This window comes from Planococcus rifietoensis (assembly GCF_001465795.2).
In the GTDB taxonomy this organism is placed as follows: domain Bacteria; phylum Bacillota; class Bacilli; order Bacillales_A; family Planococcaceae; genus Planococcus; species Planococcus rifietoensis.
The window spans coordinates 1,678,442-1,695,621 of sequence record NZ_CP013659.2 but is presented as its reverse complement, the minus strand read 5'-3'; the positions used below and the strand labels follow the sequence as shown (position 1 = coordinate 1,695,621).

General features: G+C 49.4%; 15 protein-coding genes. All 15 read left to right on the top strand.

The window, feature by feature from the left end:
• Window positions 1-16: 16 nt before the first annotated feature.
• The 15 genes from rnpM to AUC31_RS08345 all read left to right on the top strand — a co-directional run bounded on the left by rnpM (window position 17) and on the right by AUC31_RS08345 (window position 17,071).
• Window positions 17-298, top strand: coding sequence for an RNase P modulator RnpM (gene rnpM, locus AUC31_RS08415; protein ID WP_058380470.1), 282 nt, complete (start codon window positions 17-19; stop codon window positions 296-298).
• Complete coding sequence (locus tag AUC31_RS08410; RefSeq protein WP_058380471.1) at window positions 295-603, top strand: YlxQ family RNA-binding protein; 309 nt, start codon at window positions 295-297, stop codon at window positions 601-603. Before rnpM ends, AUC31_RS08410 begins: the two co-directional genes overlap by 4 nt.
• Window positions 604-617: 14 nt before the next feature.
• Window positions 618-2,954, top strand: coding sequence for a translation initiation factor IF-2 (gene infB, locus AUC31_RS08405; protein WP_058380472.1), 2,337 nt, complete (start codon window positions 618-620; stop codon window positions 2,952-2,954).
• On the top strand, window positions 2,951-3,229 hold the full coding sequence (locus AUC31_RS08400; protein WP_058380473.1) for a DUF503 domain-containing protein: 279 nt from the start codon (window positions 2,951-2,953) through the stop codon (window positions 3,227-3,229). Before infB ends, AUC31_RS08400 begins: the two co-directional genes overlap by 4 nt.
• Window positions 3,230-3,247: 18 nt before the next feature.
• Window positions 3,248-3,601 carry a 30S ribosome-binding factor RbfA gene (gene rbfA, locus AUC31_RS08395; protein WP_058380474.1) on the top strand — a complete coding sequence of 118 codons (354 nt, stop codon included), beginning with the start codon at window positions 3,248-3,250 and terminating at the stop codon, window positions 3,599-3,601.
• A 93-nt stretch (window positions 3,602-3,694) separates the two neighbouring features.
• A complete protein-coding gene (truB, locus tag AUC31_RS08390; protein ID WP_058380475.1) occupies window positions 3,695-4,624 on the top strand; it encodes a tRNA pseudouridine(55) synthase TruB in 930 nt (309 codons plus the stop codon).
• Window position 4,625: 1 nt separating this feature from the next.
• A complete protein-coding gene (gene ribF, locus AUC31_RS08385) occupies window positions 4,626-5,567 on the top strand; it encodes a riboflavin biosynthesis protein RibF (RefSeq protein WP_058380476.1) in 942 nt (313 codons plus the stop codon).
• Between the two features lie 134 nt (window positions 5,568-5,701).
• Window positions 5,702-5,971 (top strand): 30S ribosomal protein S15, encoded by a 270-nt coding sequence (gene rpsO, locus AUC31_RS08380; protein ID WP_058380477.1) that lies wholly within the window; start codon window positions 5,702-5,704, stop codon window positions 5,969-5,971.
• A gap of 139 nt (window positions 5,972-6,110) precedes the next feature.
• The gene (pnp, locus tag AUC31_RS08375) at window positions 6,111-8,219 is read left to right on the top strand and encodes a polyribonucleotide nucleotidyltransferase (RefSeq protein ID WP_058380478.1); all 2,109 of its coding nucleotides are present in this window, start codon (window positions 6,111-6,113) and stop codon (window positions 8,217-8,219) included.
• A 78-nt stretch (window positions 8,220-8,297) separates the two neighbouring features.
• Window positions 8,298-9,509 (top strand): M16 family metallopeptidase, encoded by a 1,212-nt coding sequence (locus AUC31_RS08370; protein WP_058380479.1) that lies wholly within the window; start codon window positions 8,298-8,300, stop codon window positions 9,507-9,509.
• A gap of 109 nt (window positions 9,510-9,618) precedes the next feature.
• Window positions 9,619-10,629, top strand: a complete 1,011-nt coding sequence (locus AUC31_RS08365; RefSeq protein WP_058383622.1) for an aspartate-semialdehyde dehydrogenase — start codon at window positions 9,619-9,621, stop codon at window positions 10,627-10,629.
• A gap of 251 nt (window positions 10,630-10,880) precedes the next feature.
• Window positions 10,881-12,548: a ribonuclease J gene (locus AUC31_RS08360; RefSeq protein ID WP_058380480.1), complete on the top strand. Its 1,668-nt coding sequence runs from the start codon at window positions 10,881-10,883 to the stop codon at window positions 12,546-12,548.
• A 77-nt stretch (window positions 12,549-12,625) separates the two neighbouring features.
• Window positions 12,626-15,040 carry an FtsK/SpoIIIE family DNA translocase gene (locus AUC31_RS08355; protein WP_058380481.1) on the top strand — a complete coding sequence of 805 codons (2,415 nt, stop codon included), beginning with the start codon at window positions 12,626-12,628 and terminating at the stop codon, window positions 15,038-15,040.
• Window positions 15,041-15,216: 176 nt separating this feature from the next.
• Window positions 15,217-15,945, top strand: a complete 729-nt coding sequence (locus AUC31_RS08350) for a GntR family transcriptional regulator (RefSeq protein ID WP_058380482.1) — start codon at window positions 15,217-15,219, stop codon at window positions 15,943-15,945.
• A 46-nt stretch (window positions 15,946-15,991) separates the two neighbouring features.
• Window positions 15,992-17,071, top strand: coding sequence for a BMP family lipoprotein (locus AUC31_RS08345; protein ID WP_058380483.1), 1,080 nt, complete (start codon window positions 15,992-15,994; stop codon window positions 17,069-17,071).
• Window positions 17,072-17,180 lie beyond the last annotated feature (109 nt).

Sequence of the window (17,180 nt, the reverse complement as noted above, 5' to 3'; positions counted from 1 at the left end):
GAGAAGGTGATATCCGTTGGCTATGCAAAAGAAAATTCCGCTGAGAAAATGTGTCGCGACCGGTGAAATGCATCCGAAAAAGGAAATGATCCGCGTCGTGCGTTCCAAAGAGGGAGAAGTATTCGTTGATCTTACCGGCAAAAAGTCAGGTAGAGGCGCATATGTTTCCAAATCGGAAGATGCCATCGAATTGGCACGTAAAAAGAAGGTTTTGGACAAGCAGCTTGAAGTGAAAGTTCCAGGCGAAATCTACGAAGAGCTCGTCCATGCCGTACGCAGAGAGCAGCTGAAATCATGAATAAAGAAAAAATCCTGCAGTTTTTAGGGCTTGCCACACGTGCGCGCAAACTGGTGACCGGTGAAGAACTGGTCATCAGCGAAGTGCGCCGAGGCAACGCAAAATTAGTCATTGTGGCTGAAGATGCGTCTGAAAACACAAGAAAAAAACTGCACGATAAATGCAATTCCTATAACGTGCCAGTGCGCATAGGCGCCAGCCGCTATGAGATTGGGCACGCAATAGGAAAAGAAGCACGCGTCGTTCTGGCGATTACCGATAACGGTTTTGCCAAGAAAATGACGAGCTTGTTTGACGAAAACTAACCGGGGGTGAGCAGATGACCAAAATTCGAGTACATGAATACGCGAAAAAAGTAAATAAACCGAGCAAAGACATCATCGACGAATTGTCAAAAATGAATATTAAAGTCAATAACCACATGGCGACATTAGAGGATACTGCTGTAACGAAATTGGACGGCATTTATAAAAAACCTGCACAAGGAAACCGTGCTCAAGGTTCACAATCCCGCCCACAAGGCCAAAACCAGCGCCGTGGGCAAAGCGGACAAGGCAGCCAAGGCGGCCAAAACCGTACGCAAGGCGGCCAATCCCGTACGCAAGGCGGCCAATCCCGTCCCCAAAGCGGACAAGGCCAGAACCGCACAGGCGGACAAAGCAGCCAGGGCGGACAAAACCGCACACAAGGCAGCCAGAACCGTACGCCATCCGCGCAGCAAGGAACGAGCCAAGCAGGGCGCGGTTCCAACTTTACGCCAAAAGCTGCAAAACCGGCTCCAGGACCAGGCCAACGCGGCCGTTCGAACGGTCCGGGGCGCGGCGGGCAAAACCGCAACCGTAAAGGCAAACAGCAGCGTCCGGTGAATCCGATGCCGCCAATGCCGAAGAGAGAAAAAGAATTGCCGTCAAAAATCACATTCAGTGAATCTTTGACTGTTGGCGATTTGGCGAAAAAACTCGGACGCGAGCCTTCAGAAATCATCAAAAAATTGTTCATGCTAGGTGTTATGGCAACCATCAACCAAGAGTTGGATAAAGATGCCATTGAACTTGTCTGTGCAGAATACGATGTGGAAGTAGAAGAAGAAATCTTGGTCGATAAAACCGATTTGGAAGTCTACTTCGAACCTGAAGAAGAAGCCAAAAAAGAAGAACGCCCATCTGTTGTCACGATCATGGGACACGTCGACCACGGGAAAACGACTTTGCTGGACTCGATTCGCCACACGAAAGTGACAGCTGGAGAAGCAGGCGGGATCACACAGCATATTGGCGCATACCAAGTCGAAGAAGACGGCAAGAAAATCACGTTCCTGGATACACCAGGCCACGCAGCGTTTACGACGATGCGTGCGCGCGGTGCGAAAGTAACGGATATTGCCATTATTGTTGTTGCTGCTGACGACGGCGTCATGCCGCAGACAGTGGAAGCGATCAACCATGCAAAAGCTGCAGAAGTTCCAATCATCATCGCAGTCAATAAAATGGATAAACCGTCCGCTAACCCGGACCGCGTCATGCAGGAATTGACCGAGCACGGTCTTGTACCTGAAGCATGGGGCGGCGATACGATTTTCGTACCGCTTTCCGCATTGACTGGAGACGGCATTGATACACTTCTCGAAATGATCTTGCTAGTTTCTGAAGTCGGGGAATTGAAAGCGAATCCTGGCCGCCGTGCAATCGGTACGGTCATTGAAGCGGAGCTGGATAAAGGCCGCGGATCTGTCGCGACTTTGCTCGTGCAGGATGGTACTTTGCATGTCGGCGACCCAATCGTTGTCGGCAATACGTTTGGACGCGTCCGTGCGATGGTCAACGATCTTGGGCGCCGCGTGAAAACAGCTGGCCCGTCAACGCCTGTCGAAATCACTGGACTGAGTGATGTACCGCAAGCAGGCGATCGTTTCGTTGTCTTTGAAGACGAGAAAACGGCCCGTCAAATCGGGGAAGCGCGTTCGGCTACAGCCTTGCAGGAAATGCGTTCTGAGAAGAACCGCGTTACTTTGGATAACTTGTTCGACCAATTGAAGCAAGGCGAAATGAAAGAGTTGAACTTGATCGTTAAAGCTGACGTTCAAGGGACAGTAGAAGCCATGGCTGCTTCACTCTTGAAAATCGATGTAGAAGGCGTCAACGTAAAAGTCATCCACACAGGCGCCGGAGCGATCACGGAATCCGATGTATCACTAGCGGCAGCATCAAATGCCATCATCATCGGCTTCAACGTGCGCCCGGATGTCAACGCCAAGCGCGCAGCAGATGCAGAAGGCGTCGATATCCGCTTGCACCGCATCATCTATAAAGTGATCGAAGAAATCGAAGCGGCGATGAAAGGCCTCTTGGACCCAGAGTTCGAAGAGAAAATCATCGGCCAAGCGGAAATCCGCAGTACGTTCAAAGTGTCTAAAGTGGGGACAATTGCCGGTAGCTATGTAACTGAAGGCAAAATCACCCGCGATAGCGGCGTACGCGTCATCCGTGAGGGCATCGTTGTCTTTGAAGGTGAGATCGATACGTTGAAACGCTTCAAAGATGATGCGAAAGAAGTCGCAAAAGGCTACGAATGTGGCGTGACAATCAAAAACTTCAACGATGTTAAAGAAGGCGACATCATCGAAGCCTACATCATGGAAGAAATCGAACGAAAATGATCCTTTCGATGGAATGCGAATTTTTCATCCCTACCGCGCATTCATTGAAAGATAAACGTGCAGTCGTCAAAAGCATGCTGACCCGCACAAAACAGAAATTTAATGTATCGGCGGCGGAAGTTGATCACCAGGAAGTTTGGCAGCGCACGCGCCTCGCGTTCGTCACGGTGTCTTCGTCAAAAGAAGCAGCGGAGCGTGAAATGGAGCATGTGCTGCGCTACCTGGAAAGCAATCCGTCGTGGGAATGCATGGAAATAGAGAAAGAATATTTGTAAGAACGGAGTGGATTCGAAATGTCATCAATGCGCTCGAATCGTGTAGCTGAGCAGATGAAAAAAGAGCTCGGCGATATTATCGGCAGAAAACTGAAAGACCCACGCATCGGATTTGTCACAGTGACAGATGTCGAAGTGACGGGCGACCTTCAGCAGGCAACCGTCTATATTAGCGTGCTGGGCGATGACAAGGAAAAAGAGCAAACTTTGCTCGGCCTTGCCAAGTCCAAAGGATTCATCCGCTCGGAAATCGGGCAGCGAATCCGTTTGCGCAAGACTCCTGAATTGGCGTTTGAAATCGATTCGTCTGTCGCATACGGCAATCGGATTGAATCATTGCTGCGGGATATCAAAGATCCAACAGAGGAATAAACCGAAAGCCTGCCCGTCTATTTTAGACAGCAGGCTTTTTTCTACATACTATTTAGTTCGGGCCTAGCACCGATGAAGAGAGGAGCTGTTGATATGGAACCAAATGGGATTCTTCCATTATGGAAAGAGCCGGGCATGACATCGCATGATTGTGTTTTCCGCTTGCGGAAAATCTTGAAAACAAAAAAAGTCGGGCATACCGGGACACTTGATCCCCAAGTCGACGGCGTATTGCCGATTTGCCTCGGACGATCGACCAAAGTGGCAGAGTATATCACTGATCAAGGAAAAACCTACGAAGCGGAAGTAATGATCGGACTTTCAACGGAAACGGAAGATGCAGAAGGCGCAATAGTTGAACAGGACGCGAGTGATAAAACGATTTCACGAGAGCAGCTTGAAGATGTACTGCAAAGCTTGACCGGTGACATTAAACAAATCCCGCCGATGTATTCTGCCGTCAAAGTGAACGGCAGAAAACTTTATGAATATGCGCGCAAAGGCGAAACGGTGGAGCGGCCGGTGCGGACTGTGCATATTGACTCAATCGAATTATTGGATGAAGAGGACAGTTGGCAAGGACAACATATCCGTTTCCGCATCCGCATCCGTTGCGGAAAAGGCACCTATATCCGAACGCTTGCCGTCCAGATCGGGGAAGCACTTGGCTATCCGGCCCATATGTCACGACTCACGCGCACGCAATCGGGCAGTTTTTCGAAAGAACAATGTGTGACGCTTGCCGAAGTGGAGGAAATTGCGCAAAATGGGGATATCGGTTCTATTTTGCAGCCCCTTGCCTATGGCTTAAGTGCGTTTCCTTTCGAAGAAATCACGCCGGATTTATTGTTCGGCATTAAAAACGGCCAAGTTCTCGAGGAGCATCCGGTCTTGAAGACGGAACCATTCGTCGTTTTCACCTATCAAGGCAGACCGGCAGCGTTGTATAAACGGCATCCGGATAAGCCGGGCAAAATGAAACCCGAAAAAATGTTTGGATTTCCTCCAACGGACGAGGTGTAGTATGAAAATCATTCACTTGAGTTACCCTCACGAGATGAAAGCACAAGAACACGGCCCGCTGTCGATGGCAATCGGCTTTTTTGACGGCGTTCACCGCGGGCACCAGAAAGTGATCGGCACCGCAATCGACAAGGCGCAAGCAGGCGGAATGAAATCCGCTGTTATGACCTTCGACCCGCATCCATCGCTCGTGCTCGGCGGCCGGAAAGAAGAAGTTTTCTATATCACGCCGCTTGGCCAGAAGATGGAGATTTTGCAGGAGATGGGCGTAGACATCTGCTATATCGTCCGATTCACTTCAGAGTTTGCCAAACTTTCCCCTGAACAATTTATCGAGCACTTCATCGATGGCCTCGGTGTCAAAGAAGTCGTTGCAGGTTTCGATTTTTCGTTCGGCTATAAAGGCGGCGGGGATATGGCGTTGATGGAATCATACGGAAATGGCAGGTATCATGTCACGACTGTCGGCAAAATCGAAGCGGACAATGAAAAAGTCAGTTCGACGCGAATCCGGCATCTGTTGAAAGATGGTTTCGTTGAGCCGGTGCATCATCTGCTCGGCAGGCCGTACCGGATTTCCGGGACGGTCGTCAACGGCGACAAGCGCGGGCGGACGATCGGCTTTCCGACGGCGAACGTCGAACCAGAACTCGGGACATTCGTTCCAAAACGCGGCGTCTATGCTGTACGGATTGAAGTCCAAGGCGCCTACTTCGACGGCGTCTGCAATGTCGGCTACAAGCCGACATTCAACAATCCCGATGTCAAAAACCTGGTCATCGAGGTCCATATCCTGGATTACGATAAGTCGATTTACGGTGAAAAAGTCGTCGTTGAATGGCATAAGCGCATACGCGACGAACAGAAATTTTCCGGCATCGATGAACTGAAAACCCAAATCGGGCAGGACAAAAATACCGCAAAGCAATATTTCGAAGTATAAGTTGGACAGTTGATTTCAGGAAATCACTGTGCTATGATATCAAAGTACTGAACGTACTAACCGTTGCTTGGCACATCGAATCACCAACGTTTGCTAGGTAATAGGGGCTATCAGAGATTAGGAGGTGGAACAGCATGGCAATCACTCAAGAACGTAAAAATGAATTGATCAATGAATACAAAGTGCATGACACTGATACTGGTTCTCCAGAAATTCAGATCGCCATTCTTACAGAAGACATCAACAACTTGAACGAGCACTTGCGTACCCACAAGAAAGATCACCATTCACGTCGTGGTCTATTCAAAATGGTTGGACGCCGTCGTAACTTGCTTAAATACCTACGCGAGAACGATGTACAACGCTACCGTGAGTTAATCGCAAGACTTGGCCTACGCCGATAATAGCAAGCAGAGAAAGCGGGATTCGTCCCGCTTTTTCTTTATGCTTAAAACTTATCATTGAATCGCACTTGATGTGTTTTTTTGCTACACTATTTAAAGATACATACTACACGAAACACAGTAAGAGAGGAGCTCGACTATGGAGCAAACAAAAAAGGTTTACACATTTGACTGGGCTGGCCGCGAACTGAAGGTTGAAGTCGGTCAACTGGCAAAACAAGCAAACGGAGCGGCATTGATCCGTTATGGCGATACAGCAGTGCTGTCCACTGCAACCGCATCAAAATCACCGAAGCCTTTGGATTTCTTCCCGCTGACGGTGAACTACGAAGAGCGCCAATACGCTGTCGGGAAAATCCCGGGCGGTTTCATTAAACGCGAAGGACGCCCATCCGAAAAAGCGACATTGATCAGCCGCTTGATCGACCGTCCGTTGCGCCCGTTATTCCCAGACGGATTCCGCAACGAAGTACAGGTCATTTCAATGGTTATGTCCGTCGACCAGGATTGCCCATCTGAAATGGCAGCAATGTTCGGGTCTTCCTTAGCATTGATGATTTCAGACATTCCATTTGACGGGCCGATCGCGGGCGTCATCGTCGGGATGGTTGATGGCGAGTACATCATCAACCCAACAGGCGAGCAAATGGAGAAAAGCTCGATCAACTTGACGGTTGCCGGTACGAAAGACGCCATCAATATGGTAGAAGCCGGTGCCAAAGAAGTGTCCGAAGAAGTGATTCTTGAAGCGATCATGTTCGGCCACGAAGAAATCAAGAAATTGATCGCTTTCCAGGAAGAGATCGCTGCAGAAGTAGCCAAAGAAAAATCAGCAGTTCAACTATACGAACTGGACGCTGACTTGACGGCTGATCTGAAAACAGCTGTGGAAGCAGACATGAATGCTGCCGTTCAAGTGAACGAAAAACAGGCACGCAATGAAGCCATTGCAGCTGTCCGCGAACGTGCGCTTGAAGCATACGCAGATTCGGAAGACGATATCAAGAAACAAGCGGGCCAAGTGCTCGATAAAATGGTCAAAGATGAAGTTCGTCGCCTGATTACCGATGAAAAGATTCGCCCGGACGGCCGCGGCCCATCTGAAATCCGTGCGCTTTCTTCTGAAGTTGGCGTCCTTGCGCGCACTCACGGCTCCGGCCTCTTTACACGCGGGCAAACGCAAGCGATGAGCATCTGTACGCTAGGCGCTCTCGGCGATGTGCAAATCATCGATGGCCTCGGCTTGGAAGAGACGAAGCGTTTTATGCACCATTATAATTTCCCGTTGTTCTCCGTTGGGGAAACCGGCTTCTTGCGCGGCCCCGGCCGACGCGAAATTGGCCACGGCGCTCTAGGTGAACGTGCGCTTGAAGCAGTCATTCCAAATGAGAAAGATTTCCCTTATACGATCCGCCTGGTCTCCGAGGTATTGGAATCGAACGGATCCACATCACAAGCAAGTATCTGTGCATCTACTTTGGCGATGATGGATGCAGGTGTGCCAATTAAAGCACCTGTTGCCGGAATCGCGATGGGCCTTGTGAAAAAAGGCGAGAACTACACGGTTCTTTCCGATATCCAAGGGATGGAAGACCATCTCGGCGATATGGACTTTAAAGTCGCTGGAACGGCAGAAGGCGTCACAGCCTTGCAGATGGATATCAAAATCGACGGCTTGTCCCGCGAGATCTTAGAAGAAGCATTGACGCAAGCGAAAATCGGCCGTTTGCACATTCTCGAATCGATGATTGCTACAATCAATACACCACGCACGACTTTGTCGAAATTTGCGCCGAAGATCATCATGGTGAAAATCAATCCGGATAAGATCCGTGACGTCATCGGGCCTGGCGGAAAAGTCATCAATAAAATCATTGATGAAACAGGCGTCAAGATTGATACCGAACAAGACGGCACGATTTTCATCTCTTCTGTTGATGAAGAAATGAACGCCAAAGCGAAAGCGATGATCGAGAATATCGTACGCGAAGCGAAAGTCGGCGAATATTACGAAGGCGCAGTCAAGCGCATCGAAAAATTCGGCGCATTCGTTGAATTGTTCCCTGGCAAAGACGGGCTTCTCCATATTTCTGAAATCCAGGAAGAGCGGACGAAAGAAGTGGAAGATGTCTTGAAGATGGGCGATATCATCAAAGTCAAAGTCATCGAAATCGACCGCCAAGGACGCGTCAACTTGTCCCGTAAAACGGTTTTGAAAGAAGAAAAAGAAGCAGCCGAAAAGGCTTGAAACAGTAAATGAAAACAGATTGAAAAAATTGCCGGTGGCACTCGCCGGCAATTTTTTTCATATACAGGAGGGCTTTCAATGGTTACCACTTATACTTGCCAAAATGGCTTGCGCATCGTTTCTGAACATATTCCGCATTTCCGCTCCGTAGCGGTCGGGGTTTTCGTCAATACAGGGTCACGTGATGAGCGCCCGGAAGAAAACGGCATCACGCATTTCATTGAACATCTCTTATTCAAAGGCACCGAACAACGAAGTGCCAAAGATATCGCGCGGGAATTCGACCGCATTGGCGGCGATTTGAATGCCTATACTTCAAAAGAATATACGTGCTATTACGCCAAAGTGCTTGACCATCATGCGCCGCTTGCAGTCGAAGTCTTGGCGGATATGTTTTTCAATTCAGTGATGGATTCAGTAGAGATCGATAAAGAGCGGCTTGTTGTCAAAGAGGAGATCAGCATGACCGAAGATATGGCGGATGACGATGTCCACGAACAATTATGGCGGGTCATGTATCCCGACAATGCCATCGGCGCACCGATTTTAGGTACCGCCGAAACACTGGACCGTTTTTCAAGACAGCAGATTTTGGATTATATGGAACGTCATTACACCCCATCGAATACGGTCATTTCGGTGGCAGGCCATATCGATGGCAAATTGCTCAGCCAAATCGAAACCTTATTCGGGTCATTTGAACGGAAAAGCCCGGAAAATGCTCATGTCATGCCTACGTTCGTGCCTGGCCAATCGATCAAGCATAAAGAAACGGAACAAGCCCATATCTGTCTTGGATATCCAGGGCTGTCGCTGCAGGACGACCAACTGTTTGCTTTGGCGGTATTGAACAATATCGTCGGCGGCTCGATGTCGTCCCGTTTATTCCAAGAAATCCGAGAAGACCGTGGCCTTGCCTATTCAGTCTATTCCTACCATTCCGCTTATTCGGACCACGGCACGCTCGCTATCTACGGGGGCACTGCCGATCATCAAGTCGGGGAAGTGGAAGAACTGATTCGCACATCACTGCAGCGCATGCGAGAAGGGGACATCAGCGACTTGGAAATTACGGATTCACGTGAGCAATTAAAAGGCAATTTATTGCTTGGGCTAGAAAGCACAGGCTCCAGAATGAGCCGCAACGGCAAATATGAATTGCTGCACGGCAAACATCAATCCGCGGATGACATCATCCACTTGATCGATGCAGTGAAGCGTGAGCATGTGCTGGATTTGATGCAATTGACTGTCACTGCGCCTGCCGTCTCCATCATCCGTTCCCAATGAAACAGCAGGAATTGCGACAATTTGTCACATTAACGCGATAAATTATGTTACAATAACGCAAATTAGCCAAGAAGGAGAGAGTCGAGTGAAAACCTATAATGTAGCGATCATGGGCGCAACCGGTGCCGTCGGTCAGCAAATGAAAGACCAGCTGGAGAAGCGCAATTTCCCTGTAGGGGACATCAAATTCCTGTCTTCTGCACGCTCTGCCGGCAAGGAAATCGAATTCAACGGACAATCCTATACAGTAGAGGAAGCGGTGCCCGAATCATTTGAAGGTGTGGATATCGCTTTGTTCAGCGCAGGCGGCAGCATCTCGGAAAAGTTTGCACCTGAAGCCGTGAAACGCGGCGCAGTCGTCGTCGACAATACGAGTGCATTCCGCATGAATGAAGATGTACCGCTCGTCGTCCCTGAAGTGAATAAATCAGCGCTAAAAGGCCATTCCGGCGTGATCGCCAACCCAAATTGCTCGACGATCCAAATGGTGTGCGCATTGCAGCCGCTAAAAGAGCAGTTCGGCTTGCAGAAAATCATCGTTTCCACTTACCAGGCGGTTTCTGGTGCAGGAATTGATGCAATCAATGAGTTGAAAGAACAGTCAGCGGATTTTGAGAACGCAGCAACTGCCGAAGCGAAGGTCTTGCCTGTGAAGTCAGCCGATCGCCATTATCCGATCGCCTTCAACGCAGTGCCGCAAATCGACCAATTCGCAGACAACGGCTATACGTTGGAAGAAATGAAAATGATTAACGAAACGAAGAAAATCATGAGCGACCAAGGCTTGGCAGTCGCGGCGACATGTGTGCGCTTGCCGGTCGTAACTGGCCACTCCGAATCCGTCTATGTGGAACTGAATGACGCACCGTCCCTCGAGCAAGTGAGAGCGGCGCTGAGCGGCGCGCCAGGCGTCGTGCTACAAGACAATCCCGCCAATCAGGAATACCCGATGCCGTTGATGGCAGCCGGGAAAGACGAGGTGTTCGTCGGCCGTATCCGCAAAGACCTCGACAATCCGAACGGCTATCATTTGTGGATCGTCTCCGATAATTTGATCAAAGGCGCGGCGCTGAACTCGGTTCAAATCGCCGAAGCGCTCATCGAAGAACAATTGCTGTAAGCTGTCAGGCAATCATCCGGTAGCGGGTGATCTGCTGGCGCATGTGAAACCTTTGGCCATCCGGTGCCGCTTGGAAGTCATGTCTTCCTCGTGTCTCTGGGTGGCTTTTTTTGTTTCACGAACGGATGGTTTTGCGTCAGCCATGTGGGGGGAGTGGCTGCGGATATTTTTTCTTTGGACTGTTACCGGTGATTACCGTATAATGAAGTCTATGGATCTGTACGGGTGAAATATTTTTAGGAGGAAATCAATTGAGTAAAATTAAAAACGAAGTCATTAGAGTCATTCCGCTTGGCGGAGTAGGAGAGATCGGGAAAGCGATGTACGTCATCGATATCGATGATGACCTGTTCGTCGTCGACAGCGGGTTGATGTTCCCGGAAGATGAGATGCTTGGCGTCGACATCGTCATTCCGGACGTCACGTATCTCGAAGAAAACAAAGACCGTGTCAAAGGAATTTTCCTGACGCACGGCCACGAAGATGCGATCGGGTCGATTGCATATCTATTGAAGAAAGTCCAAGCGCCGGTCTACGGTTCGAAGCTGACCATCGCGCTGGCCAAAGAACACGTGAAAGAACTCGGTTCGCTCAAGCACCATAAATTCTTTGAAGTGACCAACAAGAGCCGCATGAATTTCGATAAAACACACGTCACCTTTTTCCATACGACACACAGTATTCCGGACGCTCTCGGCATCGTCTTCCATACATCGGAAGGCGCAATCGTCCATACCGGTGAATTTAAATTTGATCAGTCGATGCAAGGCAGCTACCGCCCGGATTACGCCAAAATGGCAAAACTCGGCGAAGACGGCGTCTTGATGCTGCTGTCGGATTCCACCGAAGCCGAACGCCCAGGCTATACGACGTCTGAGACGGTCGTTGCCGATCATATCTTGACGGCCTTCCACCAGGCACCGGGGCGCATTCTCGTATCACTTTATTCATCCAACTTCATCCGTATCCAGCAAGTGTTCGACATCGCGCATCAAACGGGCAAGAAAGTCGCCGTCATCGGAAAAAGCCTGGAGAAGAGCTATGAAGTCGGCTTACGCCTTGGGTATCTAGAAGTTGACGAAGAGACGGTCATTTCCTTGAAAGACTTGGAAAAATACAATGACGATGAAGTCGTCATCATCGTGACTGGTAACCAGGGCGAACCGCTTGAAGCGCTCGATAAAATGGTCAGACGCCAGCATAAAGATGTCCGCATCAATGAAACGGATACGGTATTGATCACGTTCACACCGTCTCCAGGCATGGAAGTGCCGATGTTCCAGACTATGAACAAATTGGCGAAAGCCGGCGCGAAAGTGCTGACATCGAACAAGAAAGTCCACGTTTCCGGCCACGGCAGCCAGGAAGATTTGAAAATGATGCTGAACTTGATGAAGCCGAAGTATTTTGTCCCGATCCAAGGGGAATACAAAATGCTTATCGCCCACTCGAAATTGGCACAACAAGTCGGCATCGCGAAATCGGATATCTTCATCGCCGATAAAGGCGATATCGTCGAATACAGAAAAGAAAAAGTCCGCATGAGCGGCCGTGTCACGACGGGCAATGTCCTGATTGATGGAATCGGCATCGGGGATGTCGGAAACATCGTCCTCCGCGACCGCAAGCTTTTGTCTCAAGACGGCATCTTTATCATCGTTGTTACCTTGAACCGCAAGGAAAAACGCATCGCTTCAGGGCCTGAAATCATTTCCAGAGGCTTTGTCTATGTTCGTGAATCGGAGCAATTGCTTGATGAATCGAGCCAATTGGTGCGCAAAGTCGTCGATAAATACGTGACGCGCGATGCGTTCGAATGGAACAACATCAAACAGGAAATCCGCGACACGCTCAATTCGTATCTGTACCAGCAGACGAAGCGGCGTCCGATGATCATTCCGATCATCATGGAATACTAAGAATACAAGTAAAGGGATTCCATACCGATTTTATCGGCAGGAATCCTTTTTCATTACGTAAGAAAAGAGGGAATCCCATGGCGCCAAGCCGTACGAACAAAAAAACCACTACCACAAAGCCGCGTACCAAGCCGCGCACAAAACCGAAACCGAAAGCGAAGAAGAAGCGCCAGCCGGTGCCAATGATTGCCTATGAAGTGACAGGCCTCATCATGATCGGCATCGCAATCTTGATGGTCTTTAGGCTCGGCTTGATCGGCCGCATGTTCAACAATATGGCTGAGTATCTGCTCGGCTATTTAGCCTTTCTCGCACCACTTGCATTGATCGCAGCCGCACTCCACATTATGGTCAAACGCGGGCTGCCGAAAATCCGTGCAAAAATTGCAGCAGGTTCGGTGTTTCTCCTTGCCGGTGCTTTATTGATCAGCCATTTGATCTGGGCAGCAGGTTCCATACTGCCGATCACTTCGGCAAATGTTTTGTCGGAAACATCGAAGATGACGCAAATGACCGGCACGATCTGGGGCAATTACGAAGCGACTGGCGGCGGCTTTTTCGGCGCTGTGCTATATGCGCTGCTTCACGTGCTGTTTGCGACAGCCGGCACATGGGTCATCGCCATCATCTTATTATCGATCGGCGCCATTATCTTGACCGGCAAAACGGCTGCACCAGTAATTGCAGAGCGCTTGCCAGTCGTTGGCGAAGCGATGCGGTCTCTCGCAGAACGCTTTAAGCCGGAACGCAAACCGGCGAAAAAACAGCCTCGCAGAAAAAATGCGCCTGAAAAAGTATTGGAAATGAACGAGCAATTAGCTTATGACGATGCGCTGGAAGAGACAGAGACGACGCTGGTCTTTGATCAGGAGACCGAGCGCGAGCCGGAAGAGGAAGCGGAAAAAGAGCCGATCATTTCGGCCTTTACGGAAAAGGTCAAGCCGAAGCGTCAGAATGTGGAAGAAGAACAGCCGCAAACCGAAGCTTCTGAAGCAATCAGGCACGTCGATCCGGAAACCGGGGAGATCTTGAAAGAGCCGGTCATGTCGATGAAAGAGGAAGCGGAAAATGAAGATTATGCGTTGCCGCCGATCGATCTCTTGACCTTACCGCCGCATAGCGACCAAAGTGGCGAGTATTCGGGCATCCAGAAAAACGCCAAAAAACTTGAAAAAACTTTTCAAAGTTTCGGAGTTCGCGCGAAAGTGACGCAAGTCCATTTGGGCCCTGCCGTCACGAAATACGAAGTGCTGCCGGATGTCGGCGTGAAAGTCAGCAAAATCGTCAGCCTTCACGACGATTTGGCTTTGGCACTTGCCGCCCGTGATATCCGCATCGAAGCCCCGATCCCCGGGAAATCGGCGATCGGCATTGAAGTGCCGAATACGGAAGTCGCAGTCGTCAGCCTTCGAGAAGTGCTGGAATCGGAAGAAAACAACCGCCCCGACTCGAAACTATTGTTCGGGCTCGGCCGAGACGTGACGGGCCAAGCCGTTATGACCGAACTGAATAAAATGCCCCATCTGCTCGTTGCGGGTTCTACAGGCAGCGGGAAATCGGTATGCATCAACGGCATCATCACGAGCATCATCATGCGCGCCAAGCCGCACGAAGTGAAGATGATGATGATCGATCCGAAAATGGTTGAACTGAATGTCTATAACGGCATTCCCCATCTGCTCGCGCCGGTCGTAACGGACCCGCGTAAAGCGGCACAAGCATTGAAGAAAATCGTTTCGGAAATGGAGCGGCGCTATGAGCTGTTTTCCCATACCGGCACACGCAATATCGAAGGCTATAACGATTATGTCGACACATTCAATGCAGAAAACGAAGAAAAGCATCCAAAACTTCCGTTTATCGTCGTCATCGTCGATGAATTGGCGGATTTGATGATGGTCGCGTCCAACGAAGTGGAAGATGCCATCACACGCCTTGCACAAATGGCGCGTGCTGCGGGCATCCATTTGATCATCGCTACACAGCGTCCGAGTGTTAATGTCATCACCGGCGTTATCAAGGCGAACATCCCGTCGCGCATCGCCTTTGCGGTGTCATCCGCCATCGATTCACGCACCATTCTCGACATGGGCGGGGCAGAGAAATTGCTCGGCCGCGGCGATATGCTGTTCCTCGGTGCCGGACAGTCAAAACCGGTACGCGTACAGGGAGCGTTCCTATCAGATACCGAAGTGGAAAAAATCGTCGACTTTTCCATCGAACAGCAAAAAGCGCAATACCAGGAAGACATGATCCCGTCGGATGTGGAAGAGATAAGCATCGACCAGGAAACTGATGAATTATACGACGAAGCGGTTCAATTGGTGACAGAAATGCAGACCGCATCCGTTTCCATGTTGCAGCGCCGGTTCCGTGTCGGCTATTCCCGTGCCGCCCGGATTATAGACCAAATGGAGCAGCGCGGGGTCGTCGGACCTTATGAAGGCAGTAAGCCACGCCATGTCCTGGTTCCTAAGCAGGAAGAATACTAACCCGCCAATGGCTGATTTGTGACAAAATGTTTAGTATTTGAGAAAGCTTGTGGAGGAAAATTCGCAGAATTCGACAAATTGCTATTTATTTCATTTCTATTAAATGGTATAGTAATTCTGATTAGTAGGAATGTTTTACATCAGATGTCTGATCTCTGTCATGGGTGGTGAATCGTATGACAATCAAATCGGATCACCGTGCATTGTATCTCCAAGTGATCGATCGAATGAAGCAGGATATTGCTTCGGGTGTCTATAAAGAGAAAGAGAAATTGCCATCCGAGTTCGAATTATCGAAATCACTTGGAGTGAGCCGTGCGACTCTACGCGAGGCGCTGCGGCTCCTGGAAGAAGATAATGTAATCGTCAGGCGCCACGGAGTCGGGACGTTTGTCAATTCAAAACCGGTCTTTTCATCGGGCATCGAGGAATTGACAAGCGTTTCCGATATGATCCGCCAGGCGGGAATGGAACCCGGAGTGGTCTACTTAAGCACTTCGGAGTCCATTTGTTCTGAAGAAGATGTTAACCGCTTTCATTGCAATCCGGATGATACTGTCATTTCCATTGAACGCGTCCGAACGGCAAACGGGGAGCCTGTCGTCTATTGCATCGACAAAGTGCCTTCCGTCTATATGCCAGAAGGTTTTCTCGGACGCAAAGAAAGTTCCATCTTCTCGGCGCTTGAAGAATCCGGCGATATCCGCATCTCGTATGCGGTCACCTTCATTGACCCAACAGGGTATCACGAAGAAGCGTCGCCGATTCTTGAATGCGACCCGGAAACTGCATTACTCGTATTAAAACAGCATCATTACGATGAAAACGATCGCTTGGTGCTGTATTCCAAGAACTATTTCCGGGCTGATAAATTCAGTTTTCACGTAGTTCGCAAACGGCTGTAAACATCTGATTCCTGCTATTATCAAAAAAACCTTGGGGGTTATCACATTGATTAAACGTAAATTTGGCGTAGGTTTATCATTAATGCTGGCGGCTGGAGTTCTTGCGGCATGCGGAAGCGAAGAAGACACTTCAAACGGCGGCGACTCTGCTGAAGGCGGAGAAGGCACTGAAGAAGCAAGTGATTTCTCTGTAGCGATGGTTACAGATGTCGGCGGTGTGGATGATAAATCCTTCAACCAATCAGCTTGGGAAGGCATCCAAAAATTCGGTGAAGACAATGGCCTTGAAAAAGGCGATGGCGGGTTTGATTACCTCCAGTCCGCTTCCGACGCTGATTACAACACCAACTTGAACAACTTGATCCGCCGTGATTTTGACGTCGTCTTCGGTATCGGCTTCCTAATGGAAGGTGCTGTTAAGGAAATCGCTGAGCAGCAGCCGGATTCACAAATCGCTATCATCGATGCAGTAGTGGATGCTCCAAACGTGGCAAGCGTCATGTTTAAAGAGCAAGAAGGCGCATTCCTTGCAGGTGTAGCTGCAGCATTGATGACTGAAACCGACAAAATCGGTTTTGTCGGCGGTATGGAAATCCCGGTTATCGAGCGCTTTGAAGCTGGATTCCTTGAAGGCGTAAAAGCTGTTGATGATTCAATCGAAGTCGATGTTCAATACACAGGTGCTTTTGATAAAGCGGAATTGGGTAAAACGACAGCAAACCGCATGTACAGCGCTGGAGCTGATATTATTTTCCATGCAGCAGGCGGAACTGGTAACGGCGTATTCACTGAAGCCAAAGAACGCAAAGAAGCCAATCCTGACGAAAACGTATGGGTTATCGGCGTTGATGCTGACCAATACGAAGAGGGCCAGACTGGCGATGCGAACGTTACTTTGACTTCTGTATTGAAGCGCGTTGACAATGCGGTTATCGACATCTCAGAACAAGCAATGAACGGTGAATTCCCAGGCGGGGAAACTATCACTTACGGCTTGTCTGATGAAGGGGTAGCCCTTGCGGATTCACGCGGCGCGATTCCAGAAGATGTCATGAGCCAGATTGAAGAATACAAAGAGAAAGTTATTTCAGGAGAAATCGAAGTTCCTGAAACAGTCTCTGAATAAGCTGTAGTCAAATACGGTCATCATAAAGACCGGGTATCCGGTCTTTATGATTTTTTTTCGTCTATTTTTCGAAAGATTAATAGATGAAAGGTTTCTGATAAAAGAAGCC